This is a genomic window from Mesorhizobium sp. WSM4845, from assembly GCF_055811455.1.
This window is the reverse complement of the sequence record NZ_JBVVQA010000005.1, coordinates 293,304-318,161: the sequence shown is the minus strand read 5'-3', so window position 1 is coordinate 318,161 and position 24,858 is coordinate 293,304. Positions and strand designations below refer to the sequence as shown.

The following is a 24,858-nucleotide window of genomic DNA, read 5'->3' as shown; positions in this document are numbered from 1 at the left end:
GGACGGTTGTCGGGTCGAGCGTCGCGACGAGCGGCTGGGCGATCTCCGGGCCGCGGATCTGCGTCGTCATGCCCATGATCAAGCCGCGGCCGCGTATCCAGGTCCACTTGTCGAGATGATGGGGGCGCGCGCCCTGCACATGCACGGTCATCTCGGAGCCCCGGATATCCACCAGCGCGACCCGCGGCTCGCGCCCGATGCGCTCGGCGATGGCTTTCAACGCCTCGGCGGCAAGGCCAGGAGTGTCGAACAGCGGGGTCGGAGCGGGGCGGTTCTGGGCGCTGGCGGGATGCGCGGCGAGAAGAAGGATGAAGAACAGAGCGACAAGCTGATAGGAAAACCTGGCGTGCATCTGCTCCGACATCGGTACTTCCATTGCCTGATCCTAGCGTGGAGCTTAGCGCCGCTGGGGTTTGTTGACAACGACGGTGAGAGTAGCCAGCAGAGCACGATGCTGAATGCCTCCCCCGTATCGCGTCGAGGAGCGACGAGGCAGGCCAGCGGAGTGTGTCAGTTCGTCAGAGTCCTGAGGCACGCGATACCCGTTTGCAGGCGCATACGAGCGTGGGCGAATTCCATCCGGCTTGGATTGGGGCTAGGCTGCACGTTGCGGAAGACACCATCGCCGATGTCGAAGCATCCGGGCTCTGGCCCGGTAAGGTCGTGACCGAGGTGGTGCCGGTCAGCGATTTCTGGGAGGCCTAGCCGGAGCATCAGGACTACCTCGAGCGCTATCCCAATGGCTACACCTGTCATTTCCCAAGACCAAACTGGAAGCTTCCGAAGCGAGAGGAAATTCGCCGCGCGGGGTAGGCCGCTGCACTTTACAACTCCTTCTCGGCCAGTTCGCGGAATCCGTCGGGGACCGAGCACGGACCGTCCAGTGCTGTGGCGGCGTAGCCCATAGCGTCACGTCCAAAGCGGTCGCGAATAATTCACTGACGCTGCCGTGAACATGACAGCCCAAGCCCGCAGGTCGAGAGTCTCGTCTCAAATGCAGTTAATTTCAGAATCAGATCACCTGGATCCCACAATTAAATGCCAAGGCTCAACCAAATCGCCGCATTCTTACAATTAACTGCCAAGCGACAACAATAGCCAATGCTGGGTGATCCGATATACCGCATCGCTAACTATCGGTGCCGCGACTTGGTATCCCGGGAGTTGTCCATGACGATCTGACGCGCAGGCACAGCCGGGGTCCACGGTCATCGTCGCTGGTAGCCCGTCATCTCGAGATAGCCCTTGCCAGGGTGTGTGCCGGCCACCCGCACCGGACCTTCCCAATAGGGGATGCTGAGACCCATCCAGGCCTGAGAGTTGATCGCGCCGACGGTGACGTCGAGCGCACGGTCGGGCAAGACGAGACGCCAGCGCGTAGGAATTTCGCGCCCCTCCACCCAGCTCGTCTCCAGCGGGGTCGCAACGAGCTTGCCGTCGCCGTAGGGCGTCACGGCACCGTCCGCCGCGATCCAGGTGGCGGAGGTGAAGCCGCTGCCAGCGGCATCGCGCAGGCGGAAACCCATCAGCTTCTCGCCTGTGTCAAAGGAAAGCGAGAACCAATCCCAACCGTTTTGGTCGTCCGCCAGCGGCTGCGACGACCATTCGCGATCGAGCCACGCGGTGCCGCGCACCGGGATCTCACCTTCCGGCAGACTAATCTTTCCCTCAACTGAGAAAAAGGGCTGGGAATAGTAGTAGCTCGCCTGCCCTTTCGCCGACTTGACCGAGTAGCCGCCGGCGCCGTGGAAGACGAGCGGGCCTTCGGCATGCATCGCGATGTCGTAGGCGAAGTCATTGCCGGTCGCGCTGAGCTGAAGTCGGTCCAGGCTGTCGCCCTCCATCTGCCAGGCGTCGATCCAGGCCGCGAAGGGCTTGGCAATCACACCCGCCTGGCCGATGCCGCCGCGCGCGAAACGCTCCGTGGAGAGGTGGGTCGCGGCGCTGGTCACAGCGGCATGGCCGAACCACACCTGCGGGCTCTCCCATCCCTCGGCCTCGCCCGGCGCGAGTGCCGAGCGGAACAGCGTCCATTGCAGGCCGTAGTCCGCGCCGTCGGGCCCGGTGAGGTTCGCGGTCAGATACCACCACTCGATCCGGTAGTCCGGATGGGCTCCATGATCCTGCGGGAACTCGAACCGCTTGCCCGGTTCCGGAACGGCGAAGCCTTCGGCGTCTGTGCCGAGCCCGGCAAAGCCCTGGGCGAAGGCATTGCCGACACCCAGCAGCAGGAAAATGAGCGCCCTAGCGTTCATTGGCGAATATCCTCAGCAGCCCGGTCGGCTCCATGCGCGACAGCCGCCACGCTGGCCAGAGCGCGGCGAGCAGCGCGGCGGCGAGCGCGAAGAGCATCAGGCGGATGTATTCGACTGGAAACAGGTACATCGGCAGGCGCCAGCCGAACGCCTCGACATTGACAATGGCAAGCAAGACCCAGGCGAGCGCCAGGCCCAGCGGCAAGGCCAACACGGCCGTGATCGCGGCAAGCAGGACGGTACGCAGGATTTCTAGCCCGGCAAGCCGGCGCTGGGTGGTCCCCATCGCCCATACGGGCGCCATCTGCGGCAGTCGCATCGCCGCCAGCGTGAGCAGGCTCATCAGGATTGCAAACGCGGCAACCGCCAGCGTCAGCACGTTCAGCGCATCAGTCACGGAGAAGGTGCGCTCGAACACCGACAGCGAGAACGCCTTGATCGCCGCCTGGTCGATGATGCGCGCGGGTGGAACGTCGAACGCCTCCGTGAGCGCCCGGCGCAGGCCCTGAGGATTGCCGGTGCGAACGCCATAGCGGCTCGGCTCGATGGCTTGGAACGTCTGGCGAAACAGCGCCTCGCCGACGATGGCCTGGCCGATGGGATTTCCGTAATCGCCGACGACGCCCGCGACCGGCAGCGACAGCCCGGGGCCGAGCGCCAGCGTGTGGCCGACGTGCAGCGCGGCGCGGCGCGAGAGCTGCTCGTTGATTACGACCGCCCTGCCCGCTTCGATCTCGTCCCAGACGGCGGGGATTGCGTCGAGGAAGCGCCAGTTTTCGCGGTAGGTGTAGCCGACACGCACCCCGAAAATCTCCGCCGGCAAGCCGGCGAGCGTCGCTTCGACCGACATGATCGGCAGCACGGCGTCAGCGTGCGCTTCGAGAAAACGTTCCAGAGCCGCCCGGTCCGCGACCGCGTCCGCATCGACGTACAGTTCGGCTGACAGGCGCTGGTCGAGGAAGCCGACAAAGGTCAGGCGGAAGCTCGAGACCATGGTGGAAACGCCGACATTCGCAGCCATGGCTAGCAGCAGGGCCATCAGTGCAAGCCCGAGGCCGGGCAGTTGCTGACGCGTATCGGCCCAGAACCATTGCGCCATGGCGCGAACGGCTTGTGCTTCGCCAAGACGAAGGATTGCCGCCAGGCAAGGCGGCAGTGCAAGTGCTGCGCCGAGCAGTAGACAGGCAAGCAGCGCGAAGCCGGCGGCCAGCCCACCCCCAGTGACGGCCAGCACGCCCGCCGCCGCGAGCAGCACGACCGCGGCTGCAGCCTGGAGCGTTCGCGTCCGTCCCGAGCCCAGCGCCCAGGCGCGGCCGCCGGCGCTCGCAACGACTGGCATCCGCGCCAGCCGCCACAACGCGCTCGCGGCGGCGAGCAATGCGCCGCCGAGCGCCATGCCGATTCCCGAAAGCCACCATGCCGGGCGGATCTGCAGCGTGCCTGCAACGTCGGCGCCATAGAGGCCCCGTATCGTCGCGGCCACGTCCGGCAGCAGGAGCGCTGCGATGAGATAGCCGAGCGCGATGCCGAGCGCGCCGGCAAGCGTCGCCAGCACGACAAGCTCGGCGATCATCAGGACGACCAGCCGGCGGAGCGGCACGCCGAGGGCGCGCAGGGTGCGGATCACGCCACGCCGCTGCTCGAAAGCAAGGCCGATCGCACCGTGGACGATGAAGATGCCTACCGCGAAGCTGAGGAAGCCAAACGCCGTGAGGTTGAGATGGAAGCTGTCGGTGAGCCGGCCGACATCGGTCGCACCGTCCGCACGCTGGAGTAAGAGGTCCGGTGCGATATCCGCCAGCGGCTGTTGCCGTAAGGGCTGCTCCGGCAGGACGATCAGGCGGCTGATGCGCCCGGCGCGGCCAAGCAACTTCTGGACGACGCCGATATCGGCGAGCACGCTGCCCGGCGCGACCGCCTGACCGACCAGAACCGGGTTGGGCATGTTCGCCTCAAGGAGCGCGGCCATTTCCGGGCCGGCGGCCAGCGTTTCCGCGCGCAAGAAGCGGTTGAGGTCGGTGCGGGCCAGTGCTTCGCTTGCAGCGGAACTCGGCGGCGCGGTCAGCGGATCGACGCCGACCAGCCTCACGGCGGTGCCGCCGACGCGCAGCCTTCCCTCAACCACCGGACTGACCAGCCAGCCGGCACGGCGCAACGCGACGAAAAGCGCCTGGGGCATGGAATCCCCCTCGCGCGGCATCAGCTGGTGGAACCGGCCTTCGGCCAGCGTAGCGGCAGCTGCATCATAGCTCGCGCGTGCCTCGGCGTTGATCGCCTGCACGCCTGACCAGAGGGCCGTCGCCAGCGCGAGGCCGAGCACCAGCGTCAGCAATTGAAGCCGGTTGCGTCGCCAGTGCGAAGCCAGTGCCTCGAGGACAGCGCCGGTCATGCAAGGCGGCCCTGGCTGAGATGCGCCCGGCGCCCGAGACGTGCCGCAAGACGCGGGGAGTGGGTTACCATCAGGAGCGCTGCGCCGGTCTCCGCCACGAGCGCGAGGAATTGCTCCATCACCCCGTCCGCCGTCGCCTCGTCGAGGTTGCCGGTCGGCTCATCCGCGAGGATCAGCTTCGGCCGCGCCGCGAGCGCGCGGGCGATCGCCACGCGCTGCTGCTGGCCGCCGGACAACTGCTCGGGGTATTTCCGCAGTTGCGGCTCCAGGCCCAGTGCGTGGGCCAGTCGTGAAAGCTCCTGCGGTTCCGGCGTGCCGATCAGACGTGCCTGAAAGGCGATGTTGGCGGCGACGTCCAGGGAGGGGATGAGATTGAACTGCTGGAAGATAATGCCCAACGTGCTTCGCCTGAGCCGGGCGCGACCACTGTCGTCGAGCGCGGTGACCTCCTGCCCATCAAGCCCGACGCGCCCGCCGTCGGCAGCGTCCAGTCCTGCCACGAGGTGGAGCAGCGTGCTCTTGCCCGAACCGGATTCGCCGGTCAGCGCCAGCGTCTCGCCGGCGTCGAGCGAGAGTGTCACGCCCCGCAGGACCGGCACCGGGCCTTCCGGGCCGGAATAGGATTTCAGCAGGTCTTCGATCGAAAGCAGCATGCACCACAGCTACAGTCTGTGGCGAAAAGGAAAAGCGCTGCAGTTGATAATTCCCAGAGGAAGCGCTGGATGGAACAGATCGACGAGGCCGAGCTACCAGCTTTCAGGCGAGCAGCCGTCGAGGGCAACTGGCTGGCGCTGATCAACCATGCTCGGGCCGCTGCAAAGATGCAACTGGACTTGGGCATCTAAACTTCCCCGGGCGGGGTCAGTCTATGCCCCAAGTTCGTGGCCCTGCCCGGGTTAGAACCGCTCTGCGAACGGCGAGCGCCGGATTTGCCATTCGCGTAATTGAGCCTATGATCTGACATCGGCCGTCAATGCTTCGGATGCAGCCGACAGTGAGAGGGTACCTGCTCTTGCCCGTCTGGGAGAGAGCTATGTCCCAAGTCCTCCTGCGCAACCGCGTGTTGAAAGCCCTCTCCCCAGAAGATTTCGCGCTGTTACGGCCGTCAATGCATCGTGTCGAACTTGGTATCAAAGCCCAGTTGGAGATTGCATATCAGCCGATTGAGCAAGTGTATTTTCCAGAGGCGGGTATCGCTTCGGTGGTCGCCACCATGACCGGAGGGCGGCAAAGCGAAGTCGGCATCATCGGCTACGACGGCATGACCGGGGTTGCAGTCATTCTCGGCCAGGACAGGTCTTCCAATGAAACCTATATCCAGATCGCCGGCAATGGCTGGATCCTGCCGGCTGAAAATCTTCGCTCTGCGGTTGCAGAAAGCTCCACCCTTCGCGAGTCACTGCTCCGCTACGCCCACGCGTTCCTTGTCCAGTCGTCCCGGACGGCACTGGTCAACGGTCATTCGAAAATCGAGGAACGGCTGGCGCGCTGGTTGCTGATGGTCCATGACCGCGCTGAAGGCAATAAGGTCTACCTGACACATGAATTTCTGGCGACCATGCTTGGCTCTCGGCGCCCGGGGGTTACCACTGCCCTCCAAATGCTTGAATATCGGGGGCTGGTTCACGCCAAGCGCGGCGAGATCACCATCGTCGACCGCGCCGGAATGATAAAGCTCACGCATGGTGCCTATGGCGACGAGGAGCAACGTCACTTCGGCCTGGCCTCCGCCTAATTGTCCGGTATCGGACATATGCTTGAACGCCGCCGCATATAGCCCGAATGTCGTACTGGTTGAGCAGGGAGGCACTGTCGATGACCAACACTTTTCACACCGTCACGGTTGAAAGCGCGGCCGAGGCCTATGTCCTCTCCAGAGGCAAGGCCCGGTTCCTCTCCATCGCACAGGCAATCCGCGCCATTCGAACACTCATGCCGGCTTGCAAGGCTACCGACGCCGAATTGGAGGCGATGCTGGCGGCGACATGCATCGTTCACGGTGTTCCCGTCGCTTTCGACGGAACAGCGGTCGACGGCTCAGAAATGCGGCTCCATGCGTAGGCCGGAAATGTCCGCGCTGGAGCAGAAGCCAAATTCAGTGGATGTTCGGAAAGCGATTGTCCAGTACCTGATCGATCATGTTCGAAACCCGAGCGTTTCGATATTCGAAGTGATCAGCGCCGTGAGGAAGATGTTCCCACTTTGCGAACTGACCGATTGGCAAATCGGCGATCTCATTGCGAGAAGCGCCATTGACGCGGGATTTGCCATTGAGTTCGACGCGGCAGACCCCTAGACGGCATAGCATCGTCGTAACGCTGTTCATGACGCTTGACCGAAGATACACCGCTGCTACCCATTGCGATACACTAAGGCGGGCGACGCTTTGAGGAAGTTGTCACATCAAACGCTTGTAAATGATCGCTTTTCTGGCCTTTTTGCACCCGGTTCGATTTGTCGAACCTGTCCGGCCCGGGAGTCACTTCCTTTTCTACGCCAGGGCGCGATACTGCGCGCCGACGTGCGATTTTTCCCCATGCATCGATCCGATTCATTCAGCTGGATTGGTGCAAACAGCAGAGATTCCGATCGAAGTCAGTGGTAAGCTAGCGTAGCACCTCCCCTCGCTTAGGCCTGCAAAGCTCTCATCGTAGAGTCGGCGGCAACATCGTGAACAGACATGCACCCGGCGCCATTGCGCCGAAACGAGCCGTTCAGAGATTTGGCCAACGACCGGTCCCCGCACGCTTCCAGTTCGAGGCCCGGAAGAATTGATCGAAACAGCCTCTCACAGGTCAGAAGGCGGATGACAAGTCTCCCCTCGGTCCCGCTCCCTGAGCGGTGATGTCGATCCTGTTTGGAATGCCGCAAAGGCCGTCGATAGAAGGGCACTACGACGAAAGCTCTCAGCGTCTTAGGCTTGGTGGATCAAATATTGGATGGGAGCGCAGCTGACGCATATGTGATTGGCTACTTCGGCGATCGGGGTTTGCAGGCCGCGCGGAAGTCCCCCCTGTCGCGCACCGCGCAGGCCAGCCGCCAACTTTAACGGTCTCGAGGAACTCGTTTTATCTTATGCTGGACAGGTATGGGCCTGCCGCGACTATGGACGTGCTCCCTTGCCTACTCTTCGGCCGACAGCACATTGCGCGCGGCATAGAGTTCCGCCGTGAAATCGGCAATCAGAGTCGAGTTGATGCCGTCTGGCGGTCGCAGGATCAGCGCTCGGAAATGAACCGCCGGCTCGAAGGGTCTTGCGACAATGCCAGCGATCATGCGGTCGGCGATAACGGACGGATTGACCAGGCCGATTCCCATCCCTTTTGCAGCAAGAATGGCGATCGTTAGGCCGTAGGGGGTCTCGATCAGGATGCGCGGGCGCACGCCATGCGCCGCGAAGACCTTGTCCATCGCAACCCGCACCGTGTCCTCCGGCGACAATGCCAGGAACGCCTCGTCGGCCAGATCGGTCGGCGTGATCACCGCTTTCACCGCCAGTCGATGGTTCTTTGGCATCACGCAAACCGCGCGCGGCGTGTTGAAGACGCTGTGGAGCACACCGCTCGTGTCCACCTCGTCAGCGGCGAGCCCGATGTCGAAACTGCCTGACGCCACCAGATCGCGCACCACATTGGAGGTGCGCACCTGATAGCTGATGCGCACCTGCGGATGCTTGCGCGAAAAGGCCACGATGGCGCGCGGCACCAGCCCGTGCCCCAGTGCCGACAGGCTGGCGACACGGATCGTCCCCGTGCCCACTTCCTTGATCTGGGCCGCTCGCAGCTTCAGCCGGTCGAGACCGACCAGATTAGCCTTCACTTCGGCATGGAAAAGTTCGCCTTCGCGCGTGGGTACCAGCCTGCCGCGGATGCGGTCGAACAACTTGAAGCCGAGTTCGGCCTCCAACTTCGCGAGCGAGCGGCTGATCGCTGGCTGCGAGGTGTCGAGCAGCGTTGCGGCAGCGCCAGCGCCGCGCGTGATCATGATTGCGTTGAAGACATCGACGTCGTGCAGGTTCATGGATAAGCCATATCAAAAACGGATTAACTTTATCGTTGCGGTCATAGATAGCAATGGGCGAGATGGCTATGGTTGCCTATGACCCAGCGCGACGACACCTCCCATGTCCATCCTCCCAAGCGTTCGCAAGAGCCGTTCCAGTCGCTCGCGATGCCTGTCGAGCGTGCGTCGACCGTCGTCTTCGACGATCTGGAATCCTTCGAACGTCGCGTCGAGCGTCTGTATGACGGCTTCAGCTACGGGCTCTACGGCACGCCGACCAGCCGTCAGTTGGAAGATCATATCGCCATGCTGGAGCACGCGACGCGCGCGCTTGTCGTCCCGTCCGGCATGGCCGCCATCGTGCTGGCGACCATGGCCACCTGCCGTGGCGGCGACCGGGTGCTTATGCCTGAAACACTGTACGGTCCGGCGCGCGACATGATGGCCCGTTTTCTGGGGCCGCTCGGCATCCACGCCGTTTCCTACGATTCCCGGCTCGACGCTGGAATAGCTGCGCTGCTTGACGACACGACACGGCTGGTGTGGGTGGAATCGCCGGGCTCGTCCACCTTGGAGGTGCAGGACGTGCCGGCCATCGTGGCAGTAGCTCACAAGGCAGGCGCATTGGTGGCGGCGGACAATACCTGGGCCTCGCACCTGCTGTTCAAGCCGCTCGACCACAACGTCGACATCTCTATGCAGGCGCTTTCCAAACATGCCGGCGGCCATGGCGATCTGCTGATGGGTTCGCTCGCCGTGCGTGATGAGGCTCTTTTCCGGCGCCTCAAGGATACGGCGCGATTTCTCGGCTATGGCGTTTCGCCAGAGGACTGCGCGCTATGCGAGCGCGGCTTGATGACCATGCCGGTGCGCATGCGACACGCCGACGCCACAGCCCGCAGCATCTTGGAGTGGCTGTCGGTGCGGACCGAAATCGCCCAGCTCCTTCACCCGAGCCTACCGGACCATCCCGGCCACGCCGCCTGGAAACGCGACTTTGCCGGTTCGGCAGGTATGTTTTCCTTCGTACTGCGGCCGGAACTGGCCTCGCTCCAATCAAAGGTTCTCGGTCGCATGCGCCTGTTCAGGCTCGGCGCGAGCTGGGGTGGCGTGCATTCTTTGATCGCCGTTAGCGATCCGCGAAAAAACCGGGCAAGCCTCGACTGGCTGAAGCCAGGTCCCGTCTGGCGCCTGTCGATCGGCCTCGAGGCATTGGACGACCTGCTGGCCGATCTTTCCCAAGCCTTCGACCTTTTTGCCGAAGCCCGGCGGAACGGAGCTGCCTTGGCCGGTGCCAAGGCTGCCGAATAACAAGAACCTCAACAACAAGGGGAATGAAGATGAAACGCAGAAGTTTAAAGTGGCTCGCCAGTGTGGCAATCGGGCTAGCCGGCGTGGTTTCCGGCATCAGTGACGTGGCGGCACAGGCCGTTGTCAACAAGATCAAGGAACGCGGTTATGTCAGCTGCGGCGCTAGCCAGGGCGTTCCGGGCCTCTCCCGACCGGATGAGAAAGGTTATTATCGCGGTTTCGATTCCGACATCTGCCGCACTTTCGCGGTCGCCATCCTCGGCGACAAGGACAAAATCCGCTACGTTCCGCTCAACGCCGGCCAACGTTTCCCGGCACTGCAGACGGGTGAGATCGACATCCTGTCGCGCACATCCACCATCACATTTACCCGGGATACGGTTGTCCGTTTCGTCTGGATCAACCTCTACGACACGGACGGTGTGCTGGTGCGCAAGGCCGACAACATCACTGAGCCGAAACTGCTCGACGGCAAGACCGTCTGCCTGCAGGGCGGCGGCTCCCTGACCGAAAAGGCCATTGAGGAAACCGAGGAGGAATTCGGGATTTCCATAAAGAAGGTCTACTACGACTCGACCATTCAGGCGCGTGACGCCTTTTTCGGTGGTCGTTGCGACTCCTACGTAACCGACGGCACCGCCGCGGCAGGCCAGCGTGCCTCGGTGGCCAAGAATCCGGACGACTACGACATCCTCAAGGTCGGCCACGCCGCTGAACCCAATGGCGTGGCTGTCGCGCGCGGCGACGACCAGCTCTTCGACGTGGTGCGCTGGACAATGAACGCCCTGTTCTGGGCCGAAGCGAACGGCATCACCGCGCAGAACGTCGATGAAAAGCTCGCTGCGGGCAATCCGGAGATCAAACGGGTGCTTGGCGAAGAGCCCGGCTTTGGCGCGCCGCTCGGGCTGGACGACAAATGGGCCTACAACGTCATCAAGCAGATGGGCAATTATGCCGAAATCTGGGACCGGAACCTGGGCAAGGACAGCACGCTCAAGGTCGAACGCGGCATGAATGCGCTGTGGAAAGACGGCGGTCTCAACTATCCCTTCCCATGGGATTGAGCCTTGGTCGGGGCGTGCCGAGCGCGCGCCCCTCCCTTCAACTGATGAACCGAGGCCGGTATGCTAAGCGAAGCCAAGACCAGATCGATCATCATGCAAGGCGTGTTGGTGACGACCGTCATCGCTTTCGCTGCGCTGCTGGTCTCGACCACCTTCGCCAATCTAAGGGCGCGCGGTATCCCGATTGGCTTCGATTTCCTGACGATGCCGTCCAGGATCATCATTTCCGAGGCCATCCTCACCTATAAATCGCGCGATCCCTACTATTGGGCGATCGTTGTCGGGCTGGCCAACACGGTCTTCATTTCCGCTCTTGTCATCTTCTTCTCCTCCGCCCTTGGCCTCGTCGTCGGCATCACCCGGCTGAGCAGCAATCCCCTGGCAGCGGGTACCTGCCGGGTCTGGGTTGAAATAGCCCGCAACTCACCGCCGATCGTCCTTTTGATTTTCCTCTATTCGTTGTGGTGGAAGGTGCTGCCGCCGGTCGGCGAAGCACTGAATCCGCTGCCCGGTGTCTACGCATCCATGCGCGGCTTCGTCGTGCCGGCCATCAGCATCGACATCGGCATGACAGGCGCGCTGATCATCCTGTTCGCCCTGACGCTCGCCGCGCTCAGCTACGGTCTCGCCCGGAGTGGTCGCTTGCCGCCGTTGGTTGTGCCGGCGATCCTGGCTGCCGGCGTCGTGGGACTGTGGCTCGCCGATATTCGCTTCGCCGTCGATTTCCCGGTCTTCACGGGTTCGAACTTCCAGGGCGGCGGTGAACTGACGCCCGAGCTCAGCACCATCCTCATCGGCCTCACGATCTACACCACCGGTTTCGTGGCCGAGATCGTACGCGGCGGTGTTTTGTCGGTCGGTCGTGGCCAGTGGGACGCCGGCCATTCTCTCGGCCTGTCACGTGGCAAGATCCTGCGGCTGGTTGTCATCCCGCAGATGCTGCGGGTGATCGTCCCGCCGCTCAACAGCCAGTACATCAATGTCGTCAAGAATTCGACGCTGGCGATCGCCGTCGGCTACCCGGACTTCCTCGCGGTGATGAATACCATCATCAGCAAATCCAGCCACTCGATCGAAGGCGTCTTCATCATCCTCGGCGCCTATCTCGCCCTCAATCTTACCCTGTCGAGCGCGGCCAACTGGTACAACCGCCGCATCGCCATCGTGGAGCGGTGACCATGGCCATGTCTCTTCCCATGTCCTCCGAGGCAACGCCGGACCATTTCCGGTTCGCCGGCCTGCGGCGCCTAGCCAAGCTGTTGTTCGGCACACCGCTCAACGCCGCGCTCACGCTGCTGTTCGGCGCGCTGCTGTTCGTCACCGTGCCGCCCATGCTGCGCTGGCTGGTGATCGATGCGGTGCTCTTCGACCCCGACCCGAATGCCTGCCGAGCGGCCACTGGAGCCTGCTGGAGCTTCATTTATGCCAAATCCGGTCAACTTCTGTTCGGCATCTATCCGTTCGACGAACGCTGGCGCCCAGCCATTGTTTGCCTGCTCATTCTGGCGGTGCTCGGCTGGTCGGTGCGTCCGGCGAGCTGGACGTCACGACTGCTGGCGCTCTGGGTGGCGGCGTTCGCTTTGATCTTCTGGCTGATGGGGGGAGGCTTCGGACTGGCCGAAGTGCCGACTTCATCCTGGGGCGGCCTGCCGGTGACGCTGATTTTGACCGTCGTCGCCATCGGCATCGCCTTTCCGGTCGGCATCCTGCTCGCGCTGGCTAGGCGCTCGACGCTGCCGGCCGTCCGGGTCGGCGCGGTGGTGCTGATCGAATCCGTGCGTGGACTGCCATTGCTGTCCATCCTGTTCGTGGCGTCGATCATGATGCCGCTGTTCCTGCCCGAGGCGCTGCTGCCCGACAAATTCGTGCGCGCGCTTGTCGCGCTCACCATCTTCGCGGCTGCCTATCTCGCCGAAGTGATCCGCGGCGGCCTGCAGGCCATCCCGAACGGGCAGTATGAGGCAGCAGCGTCGCTCGGCCTGCCCTTTTGGCGCACACAACGTCTCGTCATCCTGCCCCAAGCCATCCGGGTGGTGATCCCTGCGCTCGCCAACACCATCATCGTTATGATCAAGAATACGAGCCTTGTCCTGGTCATCGGGCTGTTCGACCTGATCAGTTCAGGCAAGGCTGCACTGGCCGACCCCGAATGGCCGTCGCCGGCCGCCGAGACCTTTCTCTTCATTGGCGCGATCTTCTTTGCGCTGTCCTTCTCCTTCGCCCGCTTCGCCGATTTCCTGGAGCGGCGGGGCCCGGCCGCTCACTAGGAATGCTGCAATGTCGACTTCCGTATCTGCCATCCGGCACGTTCCATCCCTGCCCATGACAAACGATCCCACCGCCGTCGAGATGGTCGGCGTGAACAAGTGGTACGGGGCCTTCCACGTCTTGAAAAATATAAATCTCGTCATCCAGCGCGGTGAAAAACTGGTGATCTGCGGACCGTCTGGTTCAGGCAAATCCACCATGATCCGCTGCATCAACAGACTGGAAGAGCACCAGCAGGGCCGCATCGTCGTGGACGGTATTGAACTGACCGGCGACCTGAACAAGATCGATGAAATCCGCCGCGATGTCGGCATGGTGTTCCAGCACTTCAATCTGTTCCCGCACCTGACCATTTTGGAAAACCTGACGCTGGCGCCGATCTGGGTGCGCAATATGCGCCGCAAGGAAGCCGAGCAGGTCGCCATGCACTATCTCGATCGCGTAAAAATCCCGGATCAGGCGCACAAATATCCCGGGCAGCTTTCAGGCGGCCAGCAGCAGCGGGTGGCCATCGCGCGCTCCCTTTGCATGAGCCCGAAGATCATGCTGTTCGACGAGCCCACCTCGGCGCTCGACCCTGAAATGGTCAAGGAAGTGCTCGACACCATGATTTCGCTGGCCGAAGAGGGCATGACCATGCTGTGTGTTAGCCATGAGATGGGCTTCGCGCGACAGGTGGCCGACCGTGTCGTCTTCATGGACCAGGGTGAAATCGTCGAGATCAACACACCGGCCGAGTTCTTCTCGAGCCCGCACCACGAACGCAGCAAGCTGTTTCTGGCCCAGATCCTGCATTAGCACGCAATTCCTCGTGCGTATGGTCAGCATGGAGCGCGTGGCGTGAGGCAATGTGATGACGACCCCCACGCTCACCTGCGGCTGGCGCGTAGAGGCCGCAACCCGGCCAGAGTGACCGCAACGAGCCGGCGGACCGCTGCTTTGGATGGCAGGCTGCTGGCCGCTGCGAGGGCGTGGAGGCAAAAGATTGCAAGCTCGCCGGGCGCGATATCATCCCGGATGTCACCAATCCTTGCGCCTTCGGTTAACAGGTCGCGGATGAGATGGCTGAGCCGCTGCTGCGCCCGGGCGACGTGCTCGCCTCGATGCAGGCGCGCCGCGAGTTCGGTGCTGTGGTGCTCGTGAGAAATGAACGCGTAGGCCTCGAGCACAGCTTTGAGCTTCTCGCCAGCGGTGCCAGCCTCATCCCGGATGGCAATCAGATGTTCGAGGTGGCCGGCGACCTGACGTTCATGCCAGGCGACGAGGATCGCTTCAACGTCGGGGTAGTACTTGTACAGCGTCGCACGACCGATTCCCGTCTCCTCGGCGATCTGTGACATCGTCACCGACAGCAGTCCATGCTTGGCCACCAGCGCCGCGGTGGCATCGAGGGTCGCATCGCGCACCGCCCGACGGTGCGCATCGATGGTTTCATTCCATAGCTTCGGCATCACCCCAACATACCTGACGTGGCAGCTTTGTCGAGATAAGAGACATCGTGGCTTGATATAGACATTGCGTCTCGATAAAATCGAGCGCCATTATATGTCGATACAGACGATAGAGGAACGGACATGGCCGACCTGCCCCCCTACCCCGGCGCACCGCGCTGGGTGAAAGTGTCGGGGATCGTCGCGATCATTCTGGTCCTGCTGGTTGTCGCTGTGGTCTTCACCGGTATCGGCGGGCCCCACGGTCCCGGCCGGCACATGCCGTCCTCCGGCGTTACAGAAACCGGCGTGCAACAACGATGATTATGGCACCCGGCGTTCGCAAGTTAGCCCTCACTGCGCATGTCACGTCCTCTGTCGGCACGCTCGGCGCAGTCGCAGGCTTCCTGGCTCTCGCCGTCGCCGGCCTGGCAGCCAAGGATTCGCAGATGGTGCGCGCAGCCTATCTCGCGATGGAGTTGACCGCCTGGTATGTCATCGTCCCGTTGGTTCTCGCCTCATTGGTCACCGGGCTTGTCGTGTCGCTGGGCACCAATTGGGGCCTGTTCCGGCACTACTGGGTCGTGGCGAAGCTTCTGCTGAATATTCTTGTCACCGTCGTCCTGCTGCTTCAGCTGAATCTGATTGGCTATCTGTCAGACATCGCAGCAGAGACGACGTTTTCCAGGGTTGATCTTCGGGAACTGAGGATATCACCTGTGATCCACGCCGCGGGAGGGCTGCTCGTGTTGCTCGTGCCTGCGGCGCTGTCGCTATACAAGCCGCAGGGCCTGACCCCGTACGGGTGGCGGAAGCAGCATGAGGGGTCGACGGCTCCGCAGCGTTAGAAGCAGCCGCTCCGTCGACACCCGCGCCCGCCGCATCGGAACAAAGTTTTCGCGCTTCCGTTACGCAGCATGTCATGCATTGCACTCTTGCGGATACTTCGGCGGGCGAAGGCAGCTTTTTTCATCTGCTTCGCTGTCGGTTTGCTTCTGTCTGGAGCGCCAACGCGCTGGACCACGACCATCAATTTCCCAAATCGCCGAGTTCAAGCAGTGGCTTGAGACCAACGCAAAGTGATCGTCAGGAGCGTCATAGCGCTTCTAAACTCGAAGAAAGGACACCTTCCATGCATCACCTCAGCCCCGAAATGAAAAGCTGCATCGACGAATGCCTGCACTGCTATTCCGTGTGCCTGTCGACCGCGATGGGCCACTGTCTCGAACTTGGCGGCCAGCACACGGAGAAGAAGCACTTTACGCTGATGATGGCGTGCGCCGAGATCTGCCGGACATCGGCGCATTTCATGCTCATCGGTTCCGAGCACCACAAGCATACTTGTGGCGAATGCGCCGAGATCTGCAACGAATGTGCGGATGATTGCGAGCGCTTTGGCGACATGCAGGAATGCGTCGAGGCCTGCCGTCGCTGCGCAGAGAGCTGCCGGAAAATGGCCGCCTAGAAGCCGCTGAGGGCGCACGGTTCAGACCGCGCGCCCTCGTTACTGCGATTGTCATCTGAAGAACACGAACTTGACCAAGGCAGCGATCTCGAGCACGACCAGAGCCAGGAGAATGAAGCCTGCCACCCCCATTCCCCACATTCCGCCGGACATCATCTGTTCCATCATTTTTCGCCTTTATTCCGCGGCCAACTTCACCCGAAAGTCTGCTCTTGGCTCCTCGACCGCACTCCGGATCTGCAACCGCCAGCCCTTGACGATGCCGTAGACGGCGGGAATCACGACGAGCGTCAGGATCGTCGAAGAAATCATGCCGCCGATCATGGGGACGGCGATGCGCTGCATGACCTCCGATCCGGTTCCCGTGCTCCACAGGATCGGCAGGAGGCCCGCCATGATGGCGACGACGGTCATCATCTTCGGGCGCACCCGTTCCACTGCACCGACCATGATCGCCTCGTTGAGATCGATCCTAGTCAAACTCCGCTTCTCGGCCGCACATCTGGCCCTCGCTTCGCTCCACGCGTTGTCGAGGTAGATCAGCATGATGACCCCAGTTTCGGCGGCCACGCCGGCGAGCGCGATGAAGCCCACCGCGACCGCGACCGACATGTTGAAGCCCAGCCACCACATCATCCAGATGCCGCCGACGATTGCGAAGGGCAGCGACAGCATGACGATCAGCGTCTCGGTTAGCGCCCGGAAGTTGAGGTAGAGGAGCAGAAAGATGAGCGCGAGTGTTAGCGGCACGACGATCTTAAGCCGCGCCTGGGCACGTTCGAGACATTCGAACTGCCCGCTCCAGGCGACCGAATAACCGGGCGGCAGTTTTACCTCGGCGGCGACGGCCTGTTGCGCCTCGTTGACATAGCCGCCGAGATCACGGCCAGCGATGTCGACGAAGATGTAGACTGCGAGCTGCCCGTTCTCGGTGCGGATCGAGGTCGCGCCTCGCGTGAGTTCGACCTTGGCCACCTCTCCGAGAGGTACGAAGCCGCCGCCAGGCAGTGCGATCTGCACGTCGCGGGCGATCGCACCGGGATCGCTTCTCAGCGCGCGTGGATAGCGCATGGCGACGCCATAGCGTTCGCGGCCTTCGACCGTGGACGTGATCACCTTTGCGCCGAGCGCCATGGAGATCACGTCCTGCACGTCGCCGATCGACAGGCCGTAGCGTCCGAGGGCTGCCCGGTCGGGCACGATGTCGAGATAGTAACCGCCGATCACCCGCTCGGCATAAGCGCTCGACGTGCCCGGCACCGCCCTGAGTACCGCCTCGATCTGGCGCGCGACATTTTCCATCTCGCCGAGGTCGGTGCCGTAGACCTTGACCCCGACGGGCGTGCGTATGCCCGTCGACAGCATGTCGATGCGGGCGCGGATCGGCATCGTCCAGGCATTCGACACACCCGGAAACTGCAGCGCGGTGTCCATCTCGGTTTTCAGACTTTCCGACGTGACCCCTGGCCGCCACTCCGATTTCGGCTTGAGATTGATGATGGTCTCGAACATCTCGGTCGGCGCAGGGTCGGTCGCGGTCTGCGCCCGGCCCGCCTTGCCGAAGACGGATTCCACCTCGGGGAAGGATTTTATAATCCGGTCCTGCATCTGCATCAGTTCGGCCGCCTTCGTGACCGAAATTCCCGGCAAGGTCGTCGGCATGTACATCAACGTTCCCTCGTCGAGGTTCGGCATGAACTCGCTGCCGAGCTGGCGCGCGGGCCAAACCGTCACTCCAAGGGCGACAATGGCGAGCAGGATCGTGAGCGTCTTTGCCCTCAGCACACTGGCAATGATCGGCCGGTAGAGCCCGATAAGCAGCCTGTTGAGCGGATTTCTGTGCTCCGGCACGATGCGGCCGCGCACCAGCATCACCATCAGAGCGGGCACCAGTGTCACCGAGAGCAGCGCTGCGGCCGCCATGGCGAAGGTTTTGGTGAAGGCGAGCGGACCGAACAGACGGCCTTCCTGGCTTTCAAGCGTGAATATCGGCAGGAACGAGACGGTGATGATGAGCAGGCTGAAGAACAGCGCTGGCCCGACCTCGGCTGCAGCCTTGATCAAAACCTCGATGCGGGGCTTGCCCGGAGGCGCCCGTTCCAGGTGCTTGTGCGCGTTCTCGATCATGACGATCGCCGCGTCGATCATCGCCCCGATGGCGATAGCGATGCCACCGAGGCTCATGATATTGGAGCCGAGGCCAAGCAGCTTCATAGCGGCAAAAGCCATCAGGATGCCGACGGGCAGCATGATGATGGCGACCAATGCGCTCCTCACATGAAGCAGGAACACGATGGTGACGAGGGCTACCACGATGCTCTCCTCCACCAGCGTCGACTTCAGAGTCTCGATCGCAGCCTCGATGAGCTTTGAACGATCGTAGACGGGCACGATCTCGGTACCTTCAGGCAGGCTCCTTTCGATCTCAGCGAGACTTTCCTTGGCGTTCTCGATGACGGTGAGCGCGTTCGCGCCGACCCGCTGCAGCACGATGCCGCTCGCGACCTCGCCCTCGCCGTTCAGTTCGGCGATGCCGCGGCGCTCGTCAGGCACAATCTCGACCTTGGCGACGTCGCCGAGCCTGAGCGGCACGCCGCTGACCGACTTCAACGCGATGCTTTCGATGTCGGACGCACTCTTTAGGTAGCCGCGTCCACGCACCATGAATTCGAACTCGGAGATCTCGACCGTGCGGCCGCCCGTGTCCATGTTGCTGGTACGAACCGCTTCGCCGATTTCCGAAAGCGTCACGCCCTGAGCGCGCATCCGCGAGGGATCGATCACGATCGAGTACTGCTTCACGAAACCGCCGACGCTTGCGACCTCGGACACCCCTTCTGCCTTCGAGACTGCGAAGCGGACCACCCAGTCCTGCAGGGAACGGAGTTCCGCGAGGGACAATTCCTTGGCAACGACGGCGTACTGGTAAACCCAGCCGACGCCTGTCGCGTCCGGTCCGAGTGCTGGAGAAACGCCGTCGGGCAGACGGCTGGCGGCCGCGTTCAGATATTCGAGCACCCGGCTCCGCGCCCAATAGGGATCGGTGCCGTCCTCGAAGATCACGTAGACGAAGGATACGCCGAAGAAGGAGAAACCGCGCACCACCTTCGACCGTGGCACGGTCAGCATAGAGGTCGTCAGCGGATAGGTGACCTGGTCCTCGACGACCTGCGGGGCCTGGCCCGGATAATCGGTGAACACGATGACCTGGACGTCGGAGAGGTCCGGTATGGCATCCAGCGGCAAGGTCTTGACCGCATAGACCCCCGCGGCAGCGGCAAGTGCGGTCGCGAAGAATACGAGGATCAGATTTCGGGCCGACCAGGCAATGAGCTTTGCGATCATGGCTGCGCCTCCGCAGGCGTCAGCGCGCTGAGCGCGGCCTTCAGGTTGCTTTCGGCATCGATCAGGAAGTTAGCCGAGACAACGACCTTTTCGCCTTCGGCAAGGCCCTCCATGATCTCGGCCATACCGTCGCCTCGCATACCGATCTTCACGTCGCGCGGCTCAAAGCTGCCTTCGCCCTTGTCGACGATCACAACCTGGCGGTCCCCCGTGTCGATGACGGCGCTGTCGGGCACGGCCACGACAGGATCAGTGCCGCCCGTCGCGATCTCCACCTCGGCATACATGTTGGCAAGCAGCAGCCCCCCGGGATTGGGGAGTTCTATGCGAATCCTCGCGGTCCGGGTCTGCCCCTGGATTTCAGGGTAGATCAGACCGACCTTGCCTTCGAACACCTTGCCCGGAAGGCTGCGGATGCGGACGGTCGCCTTGTCCCCGATACGAACCGAACTCAACTCGTATTCCGGCACATCGGCCATTACCCAGAGGGTCGAAACATCGGCGATCCGGAACAGGGTCTGGCCTGCCTCCGCCATCATGCCGTCGACGGCCAAGCGCTCCAGGACAACGCCGCTGCGGGGCGCCATCAGCGTAACCGAGATCGGCACCTTCTTCGTCTTCTCGATCTCAGCAATCGCTTCCGCAGGGACGCCGAGATTTTCCAGACGCTGTAGGCTGCCTGCGACCGCGCCTCCACGCGCGTCGCCCTTCAGGTCGGCGGCATAAAGCGCACCTGCCGCGGCGATCTCCTTGGCGTAGAACCGCACCAGCGGCTGGCCTTTTTCAATCGCCGTTCCAGTCGTCACGTCAGCCACTTCCTCAAGGAAAGCCTCGGTGCGAGTCGAGACGACGCTGACGCGGCGCTCGTCCAGCGTGACTGTGCCGGGGACCCGGACCGGACGTTTGATCGCGCCTCTGGTGGCCAGCGCTGTCTTCACGCCTGTCCGTTGCAGCTTTCCTGGCGAGACTTTGACGGTCGAGCCGTCATCCGCTTCACCTTCGAAGACGGGAATGTAGTACATCCCCATGGAATCCTTCTTCGGCACAGGAGACGTGTCCGGCAGGCCCATGGGATTGCGGTAGTAGAGGATCTTCCGGTTGCTCGGCGCCACCGCTTCGCCGCCTACCTTCATCTCGGGGCGAAACTCGAAGCTCACATCCTCGCTTGCCAGAACCGCCACGAAATCGCGGCCATCTTCGGTGCGCTTTGGTGTCGACGAATAGGCGGGATCTCCGTCCGGATGGCGGTAGTAGATGACGTGACCAGAGGGAGCCGGATCGGCAGTCGCCGGCTTCGGTTCCGCGTTGAGCGGGCGCCCGATGGTCGTCTCGATCATTTGCACGATGTCCGAGACGGATAGATCATGTTGTCCGGCCGAGTATCCGCCGGCGCCCGCCCCTGCCGTCAATACGGCGAGGGTCAGGAATGAGCCGAACCTTTTCATTGGACGGCCTTGAATTCCAGGCGGCGCTCGACCGTCTCGGTCTCGCCCTGGACCTTGGCGGCAAGCGAGAATCGCCAGCCGCCCGCCATCGTGAGGTTGGTCTTGAAGCGATAGATGCCGGGCTCCTCGGGCGGCAGCGCCTCGACGGGCGTGCTCATCGCCTCCATTCCGTCCGGAGCCATGTCCATTCTGGTGGCGAACACGACGGCGTTGGCTACCGGGGCGCCTGTCCTCTTGTCGAGGAGCCTGACGGCGACGATGGCGCCGCCCCCTTCCTTGATCTCGTTCTCAACGAGCTGGAATTCGTAGTCCTCTTGCGCTGCTTTGGCCGCTTGGGAAGCGACAGTGACGGATGCAAGCGCAAGCATCGCGGTGCGAAATGCGAGTTTCGACTTCATGATCAATGTTTCCGACTGACAGTGTTCCGCGCTTGCGCACGGCGCGAGCATGACAACGTCATGCGAACGGCCCATGCGGCCTTCCTCTGCACGGGTCGCGGCGCTAAACGCGCCTATTTGCCAGTCAGGCTTTGGGTGGTCGCGGGGGCGGTTCGCCGATAAGCGAGGGTAGGATCAGGTCTTTGCCGTTCAGGAAGTCGTCGCCGACCGGCGCAAGGAGAAAGAAGGAGTGCGCTTCGGCAAGCGGGGCGCTGACCATCCCCGACACGCACAAAACGGCCAACGGGCAATCCTTGCCGCAGTCCGGCACCATTGGCTTGCCATCCGGGCAGCAAGGCATGTTGTCTTGCATGATCGATAAAGCTGGCCCGGCGACAGCGGCACTCGAGGGCGAAGCTCCCAAGGGTGCAAAGGCCAGCCCGAATACGGCCAGCAGTAAGAGCATTCTTCCGAAACCGAACAAGTTCGTCATCGACCACATTTTGGCATAGGGAGCCACCGGACGATAGTGTTTCCGGGATTTGTGACCTTCTTGTGAACGGCGCACAAGCCGTTCGGTACAAACGCGATGTCATGGGCGCGGCCCACTGCCGGAGAGTAGAATCGAATCGAATATCGACGCGAGAGATGATAGCATCGTCTTGGATCCTCGGGAGGAGGAGATGCGCGCCATTGCATTTTTTGCCGGCGTGTTGATGGCTACGCCCTCGATGGCGGCGGAGCAACTGGTCTTTTACACTGCCAATTTTCCGGATGCCACCTCGGTTCAGCTCAGCGTCCTGAACAATAGCGTCTCGCAAGATGGCGACTATGACGTTGCCATCGGTTTAGTCGAAACGGACGCGAGCGGCGCCATCAGGTATGAAGATACCGGCAGGCATCGTGCGCGCGTTCGCTGTAATTATCCGGCGTATGTGAGTGTAGGCACGCGAAAATATCCAATGGTGATGCCTCTGAGCCGAGCCTTACATGACGATTGGAAAGAATATCTCTGGATGACATTTTGTGCGGTCCCCTCGTCTTGATACCCGTGAATGTGAGGTCACCGGATCGTCCGATCTTCAACTGATAATAGCGGCTTATACCCCTGATGCGGCCGACCGGGTTTCTGGCCTGACCGTCGCCGTGACAGGTCGCACGGCGCGCGGCGCATCGGCCGGCCGTGTAGCGTTCCGATCGGGACCCTGCGATTGGTAACTTTGTATCCTTGACGCCTGCGTTGGCAGCAGATGGACGTCGACGGTTTCAGATCGGCCCGGGACGGTTGCAGCCCTCTGCGTTTGCCACTCAGGCGTCCTCCAATGCCGCGGCAGTTTGCAGGCGAGTTCATCCGAGATGACGATGCGAGCGTCCGTTAGCTTGCACATCGCCTGAAGCCTGGCGGCCAGATTTACCGAATCGCCGATAACGGTGTATTCGCTATGATGTTCTCCCGGTATGACGCCCCCGATCACGTGGCCGTAGTGAACGCCGATCGCGAAACTGAGGGGTTCCTCGCCGTCGCGCATCCTGATCTCGCTCCACACATCGAGAAAGTTGGACAACTCGACCGCGCATTCGAACGCTCGGAGCGCAGCGGTCGCGAGCGGCAAAGGAAAGCCGAATACAGCCATGACGCCATCGCCGATGAATTTGTCCACGACCCCATCACATCCCGATACCGCCTGCGTCACCCGCCGCCTGTATTCGGTGAGGAGGGATGCTATCTCCTCCAGCGGCATCGTCTCCGAGAGCCTCGTGAAGCCTCGGATATCGACGAACAGTATCGCCGCTTCCTGGCGGCGAAGACCAAGATTCGCACCCTCCGTTGCCAAGCGCTCAGCCGTCTCGGGAGCAAAGAAGCGGGTCAAGTTCGCCCGCTCGCTAGAACTTGCGACCGCTTCTTGCACCAGCCGCCGGATGTCCAATACCAGAACGATCTGGATCGCCGCGACGACGGTGAAAGCCACAAGCCGAACCCCCGCTGCCTGAGTTTCTTCCGAAGAGAGGCGGAAGACGGCTCCAAAACCGTCCTCCCAAATCGGCATCAAGACAACCGCCGAGGAGCCAAGAATAACGATGAGTGCGAAGGCGGCAACCGGCCCCGCGCGCATGCGCATGCTCGCGTGTGAAAGAAGCACAAACGCGATCGCGAGGCTTGGCGTTGCCAGCGCATCGACCAAGGAAGAGGCGGAGTCAAGGAGGTGCTCGGCGGTCAGATAGATGACGAGCGACGCGTCTACTGCAACATAAATCCAGTTTAGCCATGGGCGGAATAACCTCGTAATCACCAGGCCTACAGCTAGAAAGGTGATCGCGGCATAGGCGCTCAGCAGCGTGAGGTGGATCTCGTGATTGACGATATCCGGTTCAAGCGCGACGGAGAGCGCGAACACGAACAAGGCCACGAACCGCCAAAGCGCGGTGCGCAGTTCGTTGCGCTGCTCGACCTCCGAAATGAGAACATCGATCTCCGTTCGAGCGCGATTGCTGGATGTCATAGGTACTCAGCTCGATTTCGAAATTAGGTGAACCTATCGACGTGGACCGCATCCTTGGTTTCGAGGGCCACAGGGGTCATCGATCGTCCCGATAGAACGATCGTAGCGCGGTCGACAGTGCGGCATCCCCAAAAGGATCTTGGCAGCCACTCGCGATGGCGGGCCGACGTTTTCCGACGGCCTGCCATCCACGCACCTCGCCTACTTGATTTCCGTGACCGTGATGCGCCCGTTCACGCGATCGGCTGTGAACTCTATCGCCTGACCCGTTTTGACTTTATCGAGCATGGCGTCCTCCGCGACGACGAACACCATCGTCATCGCTGGCATGTCGAGATTGGTCAGCGGCTCATGCTTGATCGTCAGCTTTTTCTGCTTGGCATCGACTTTGACGACTTCGCCTTTCACGTATTCCTGTGCGAGCGCGCTCCCGCCGATGGCGAGCGCGAGGGCCAGGGTCGATAGTGCCTTTACCAATAGTTTCATGGCTGCTTCCTTTGCGGGTTTGAGGGTTAGTGAGCGACGCTGATGTCGCCCTTCATACCGGAATCGTAGTGACCCGGGATCAGGCAGGCGAAGCCGAATTCGCCGGCGTTGGCGAACGTCCAGATGATCTCGCCTCTGGCGCCGGGCGCCAGCCGGATCGAGTTGGGATCGGCGTGCTCCATCTCGGGGAATTTCTCCATCAGCGCCTTGTGCTCCATGATCCCGTCATGGACGTCCATGACGAATTCGTGGTCGACTTGGCCCTTGTTGACGAACTCCAGGCGAACGGTCTCGCCCTTCTTCACCTTGAGCACGGCCGGCTGGAACAACATTTTTCCGTCGTCCTTCTCCGACATTGAGATGTTGATGGTCCGCTTTGCCTTGCCAGCCTCGCCAGGGCTGCCGATCGGCATCGTGGCGGCTTTGTCGCCATGGCCTCCAGCGTGGGTTCCACCGGCAAGAGCTGCTCCCGAACTGACCGCCATCAAAACGGTCGCTGCGATTATATGTTTCATGCTGC

26 protein-coding genes and 1 pseudogene are annotated in these 24,858 nt (G+C 62.2%); 15 read left to right on the top strand and 12 right to left on the bottom strand.

The window, feature by feature from the left end:
- The coding region (locus AC0L2C_RS09065; protein ID WP_473523208.1) for a hypothetical protein at positions 1-376 on the bottom strand (376 nt) is incomplete at its 3' end.
- A 230-nt stretch (positions 377-606) separates the two neighbouring features.
- On the opposite strand from AC0L2C_RS09065, the pseudogene AC0L2C_RS09060 reads away from it, so the two are divergent.
- Positions 607-813, top strand: a pseudogene (locus AC0L2C_RS09060) (peptide-methionine (S)-S-oxide reductase); the annotation flags it as partial.
- Between the two features lie 395 nt (positions 814-1,208).
- Here AC0L2C_RS09060 and AC0L2C_RS09055 read toward each other — a convergent pair.
- From AC0L2C_RS09055 to AC0L2C_RS09045, 3 genes are read right to left on the bottom strand one after another with little or no spacing between them, the layout of a single operon-like run.
- Positions 1,209-2,255: a lipocalin-like domain-containing protein gene (locus AC0L2C_RS09055; protein ID WP_128244953.1), complete on the bottom strand. Its 1,047-nt coding sequence runs from the start codon at positions 2,253-2,255 to the stop codon at positions 1,209-1,211.
- The gene (locus AC0L2C_RS09050; RefSeq protein WP_473523207.1) at positions 2,245-4,644 is read right to left on the bottom strand and encodes an FtsX-like permease family protein; all 2,400 of its coding nucleotides are present in this window, start codon (positions 4,642-4,644) and stop codon (positions 2,245-2,247) included. Before AC0L2C_RS09050 ends, AC0L2C_RS09055 begins: the two co-directional genes overlap by 11 nt.
- Positions 4,641-5,297 (bottom strand): ABC transporter ATP-binding protein, encoded by a 657-nt coding sequence (locus AC0L2C_RS09045; RefSeq protein ID WP_128244951.1) that lies wholly within the window; start codon positions 5,295-5,297, stop codon positions 4,641-4,643. The genes AC0L2C_RS09050 and AC0L2C_RS09045 overlap by 4 nt, the downstream gene beginning before the upstream one ends.
- A 69-nt stretch (positions 5,298-5,366) precedes the next feature.
- Between AC0L2C_RS09045 and AC0L2C_RS09040 the strand changes: the two genes are divergently transcribed.
- From AC0L2C_RS09040 to AC0L2C_RS09025, 4 genes are all read left to right on the top strand, one after another.
- Positions 5,367-5,489, top strand: a complete 123-nt coding sequence (locus AC0L2C_RS09040) for a hypothetical protein (protein WP_288141874.1) — start codon at positions 5,367-5,369, stop codon at positions 5,487-5,489.
- A 188-nt stretch (positions 5,490-5,677) separates the two neighbouring features.
- Complete coding sequence (locus AC0L2C_RS09035; protein ID WP_128244950.1) at positions 5,678-6,379, top strand: Crp/Fnr family transcriptional regulator; 702 nt, start codon at positions 5,678-5,680, stop codon at positions 6,377-6,379.
- An 80-nt stretch (positions 6,380-6,459) separates the two neighbouring features.
- The gene (locus AC0L2C_RS09030) at positions 6,460-6,705 is read left to right on the top strand and encodes a hypothetical protein (RefSeq protein ID WP_473523206.1); all 246 of its coding nucleotides are present in this window, start codon (positions 6,460-6,462) and stop codon (positions 6,703-6,705) included.
- 7 nt (positions 6,706-6,712) lie between these two features.
- On the top strand, positions 6,713-6,940 hold the full coding sequence (locus AC0L2C_RS09025) for a hypothetical protein (RefSeq protein WP_128244948.1): 228 nt from the start codon (positions 6,713-6,715) through the stop codon (positions 6,938-6,940).
- Positions 6,941-7,767: 827 nt separating this feature from the next.
- Here the strand turns inward: AC0L2C_RS09025 and AC0L2C_RS09020 are convergent.
- Positions 7,768-8,664: a LysR family transcriptional regulator gene (locus AC0L2C_RS09020; protein ID WP_128244947.1), complete on the bottom strand. Its 897-nt coding sequence runs from the start codon at positions 8,662-8,664 to the stop codon at positions 7,768-7,770.
- 78 nt (positions 8,665-8,742) lie between these two features.
- Between AC0L2C_RS09020 and AC0L2C_RS09015 the strand changes: the two genes are divergently transcribed.
- From AC0L2C_RS09015 to AC0L2C_RS08995, 5 genes are read left to right on the top strand one after another with little or no spacing between them, the layout of a single operon-like run.
- Positions 8,743-9,957 (top strand): trans-sulfuration enzyme family protein, encoded by a 1,215-nt coding sequence (locus AC0L2C_RS09015; protein ID WP_128168205.1) that lies wholly within the window; start codon positions 8,743-8,745, stop codon positions 9,955-9,957.
- A gap of 29 nt (positions 9,958-9,986) precedes the next feature.
- A complete protein-coding gene (locus tag AC0L2C_RS09010; protein ID WP_473523205.1) occupies positions 9,987-11,021 on the top strand; it encodes a transporter substrate-binding domain-containing protein in 1,035 nt (344 codons plus the stop codon).
- Between the two features lie 60 nt (positions 11,022-11,081).
- Positions 11,082-12,197: an amino acid ABC transporter permease gene (locus AC0L2C_RS09005; protein ID WP_473523204.1), complete on the top strand. Its 1,116-nt coding sequence runs from the start codon at positions 11,082-11,084 to the stop codon at positions 12,195-12,197.
- A gap of 2 nt (positions 12,198-12,199) precedes the next feature.
- Positions 12,200-13,288: an amino acid ABC transporter permease gene (locus AC0L2C_RS09000; protein WP_473523203.1), complete on the top strand. Its 1,089-nt coding sequence runs from the start codon at positions 12,200-12,202 to the stop codon at positions 13,286-13,288.
- A gap of 55 nt (positions 13,289-13,343) precedes the next feature.
- Positions 13,344-14,087, top strand: a complete 744-nt coding sequence (locus AC0L2C_RS08995; RefSeq protein ID WP_473523202.1) for an amino acid ABC transporter ATP-binding protein — start codon at positions 13,344-13,346, stop codon at positions 14,085-14,087.
- A 71-nt stretch (positions 14,088-14,158) separates the two neighbouring features.
- On the opposite strand, the gene AC0L2C_RS08990 is transcribed toward AC0L2C_RS08995, so the two are convergent.
- Positions 14,159-14,740 carry a TetR/AcrR family transcriptional regulator gene (locus tag AC0L2C_RS08990; RefSeq protein WP_473523217.1) on the bottom strand — a complete coding sequence of 194 codons (582 nt, stop codon included), beginning with the start codon at positions 14,738-14,740 and terminating at the stop codon, positions 14,159-14,161.
- 123 nt (positions 14,741-14,863) lie between these two features.
- Between AC0L2C_RS08990 and AC0L2C_RS08985 the strand changes: the two genes are divergently transcribed.
- From AC0L2C_RS08985 to AC0L2C_RS08975, 3 genes are all read left to right on the top strand, one after another.
- Positions 14,864-15,043: a hypothetical protein gene (locus tag AC0L2C_RS08985; RefSeq protein ID WP_023798529.1), complete on the top strand. Its 180-nt coding sequence runs from the start codon at positions 14,864-14,866 to the stop codon at positions 15,041-15,043.
- Positions 15,044-15,045: 2 nt separating this feature from the next.
- Positions 15,046-15,567: a hypothetical protein gene (locus AC0L2C_RS08980; protein ID WP_473523201.1), complete on the top strand. Its 522-nt coding sequence runs from the start codon at positions 15,046-15,048 to the stop codon at positions 15,565-15,567.
- Between the two features lie 284 nt (positions 15,568-15,851).
- On the top strand, positions 15,852-16,184 hold the full coding sequence (locus AC0L2C_RS08975; protein WP_287064514.1) for a four-helix bundle copper-binding protein: 333 nt from the start codon (positions 15,852-15,854) through the stop codon (positions 16,182-16,184).
- Between the two features lie 177 nt (positions 16,185-16,361).
- Here the strand turns inward: AC0L2C_RS08975 and AC0L2C_RS08970 are convergent, their stop codons facing one another.
- Genes AC0L2C_RS08970 through AC0L2C_RS08960 form a run of 3 tightly spaced genes read right to left on the bottom strand, consistent with a single transcriptional unit; the run spans position 16,362 to position 21,372 of the window.
- Positions 16,362-19,529 carry an efflux RND transporter permease subunit gene (locus tag AC0L2C_RS08970; RefSeq protein WP_473523200.1) on the bottom strand — a complete coding sequence of 1,056 codons (3,168 nt, stop codon included), beginning with the start codon at positions 19,527-19,529 and terminating at the stop codon, positions 16,362-16,364.
- Complete coding sequence (locus tag AC0L2C_RS08965) at positions 19,526-20,974, bottom strand: efflux RND transporter periplasmic adaptor subunit (protein ID WP_473523199.1); 1,449 nt, start codon at positions 20,972-20,974, stop codon at positions 19,526-19,528. Before AC0L2C_RS08965 ends, AC0L2C_RS08970 begins: the two co-directional genes overlap by 4 nt.
- Positions 20,971-21,372, bottom strand: coding sequence for a FixH family protein (locus tag AC0L2C_RS08960; protein ID WP_287249232.1), 402 nt, complete (start codon positions 21,370-21,372; stop codon positions 20,971-20,973). The genes AC0L2C_RS08965 and AC0L2C_RS08960 overlap by 4 nt, the downstream gene beginning before the upstream one ends.
- 182 nt (positions 21,373-21,554) lie before the next feature.
- On the opposite strand from AC0L2C_RS08960, the gene AC0L2C_RS08955 reads away from it, so the two are divergent.
- Together AC0L2C_RS08955 and AC0L2C_RS08950 are read left to right on the top strand one after the other, a co-directional pair.
- Complete coding sequence (locus AC0L2C_RS08955) at positions 21,555-21,863, top strand: hypothetical protein (RefSeq protein WP_287064511.1); 309 nt, start codon at positions 21,555-21,557, stop codon at positions 21,861-21,863.
- Between the two features lie 171 nt (positions 21,864-22,034).
- Positions 22,035-22,397, top strand: coding sequence for a hypothetical protein (locus tag AC0L2C_RS08950; RefSeq protein ID WP_473523198.1), 363 nt, complete (start codon positions 22,035-22,037; stop codon positions 22,395-22,397).
- A 54-nt stretch (positions 22,398-22,451) separates the two neighbouring features.
- Here AC0L2C_RS08950 and AC0L2C_RS08945 read toward each other — a convergent pair whose 3' ends face one another.
- The 3 genes from AC0L2C_RS08945 to AC0L2C_RS08935 all read right to left on the bottom strand — a co-directional run bounded on the left by AC0L2C_RS08945 (position 22,452) and on the right by AC0L2C_RS08935 (position 24,853).
- Entirely contained in the window at positions 22,452-23,852 is a 1,401-nt protein-coding gene (locus AC0L2C_RS08945; RefSeq protein WP_473523197.1) for an adenylate/guanylate cyclase domain-containing protein, read from the bottom strand.
- 201 nt (positions 23,853-24,053) lie between these two features.
- Positions 24,054-24,338, bottom strand: a complete 285-nt coding sequence (locus AC0L2C_RS08940; RefSeq protein WP_473523196.1) for a copper-binding protein — start codon at positions 24,336-24,338, stop codon at positions 24,054-24,056.
- A 26-nt stretch (positions 24,339-24,364) separates the two neighbouring features.
- The gene (locus AC0L2C_RS08935; protein WP_287249237.1) at positions 24,365-24,853 is read right to left on the bottom strand and encodes a cupredoxin domain-containing protein; all 489 of its coding nucleotides are present in this window, start codon (positions 24,851-24,853) and stop codon (positions 24,365-24,367) included.
- Between the last annotated feature and the right edge of the window lie 5 nt (positions 24,854-24,858).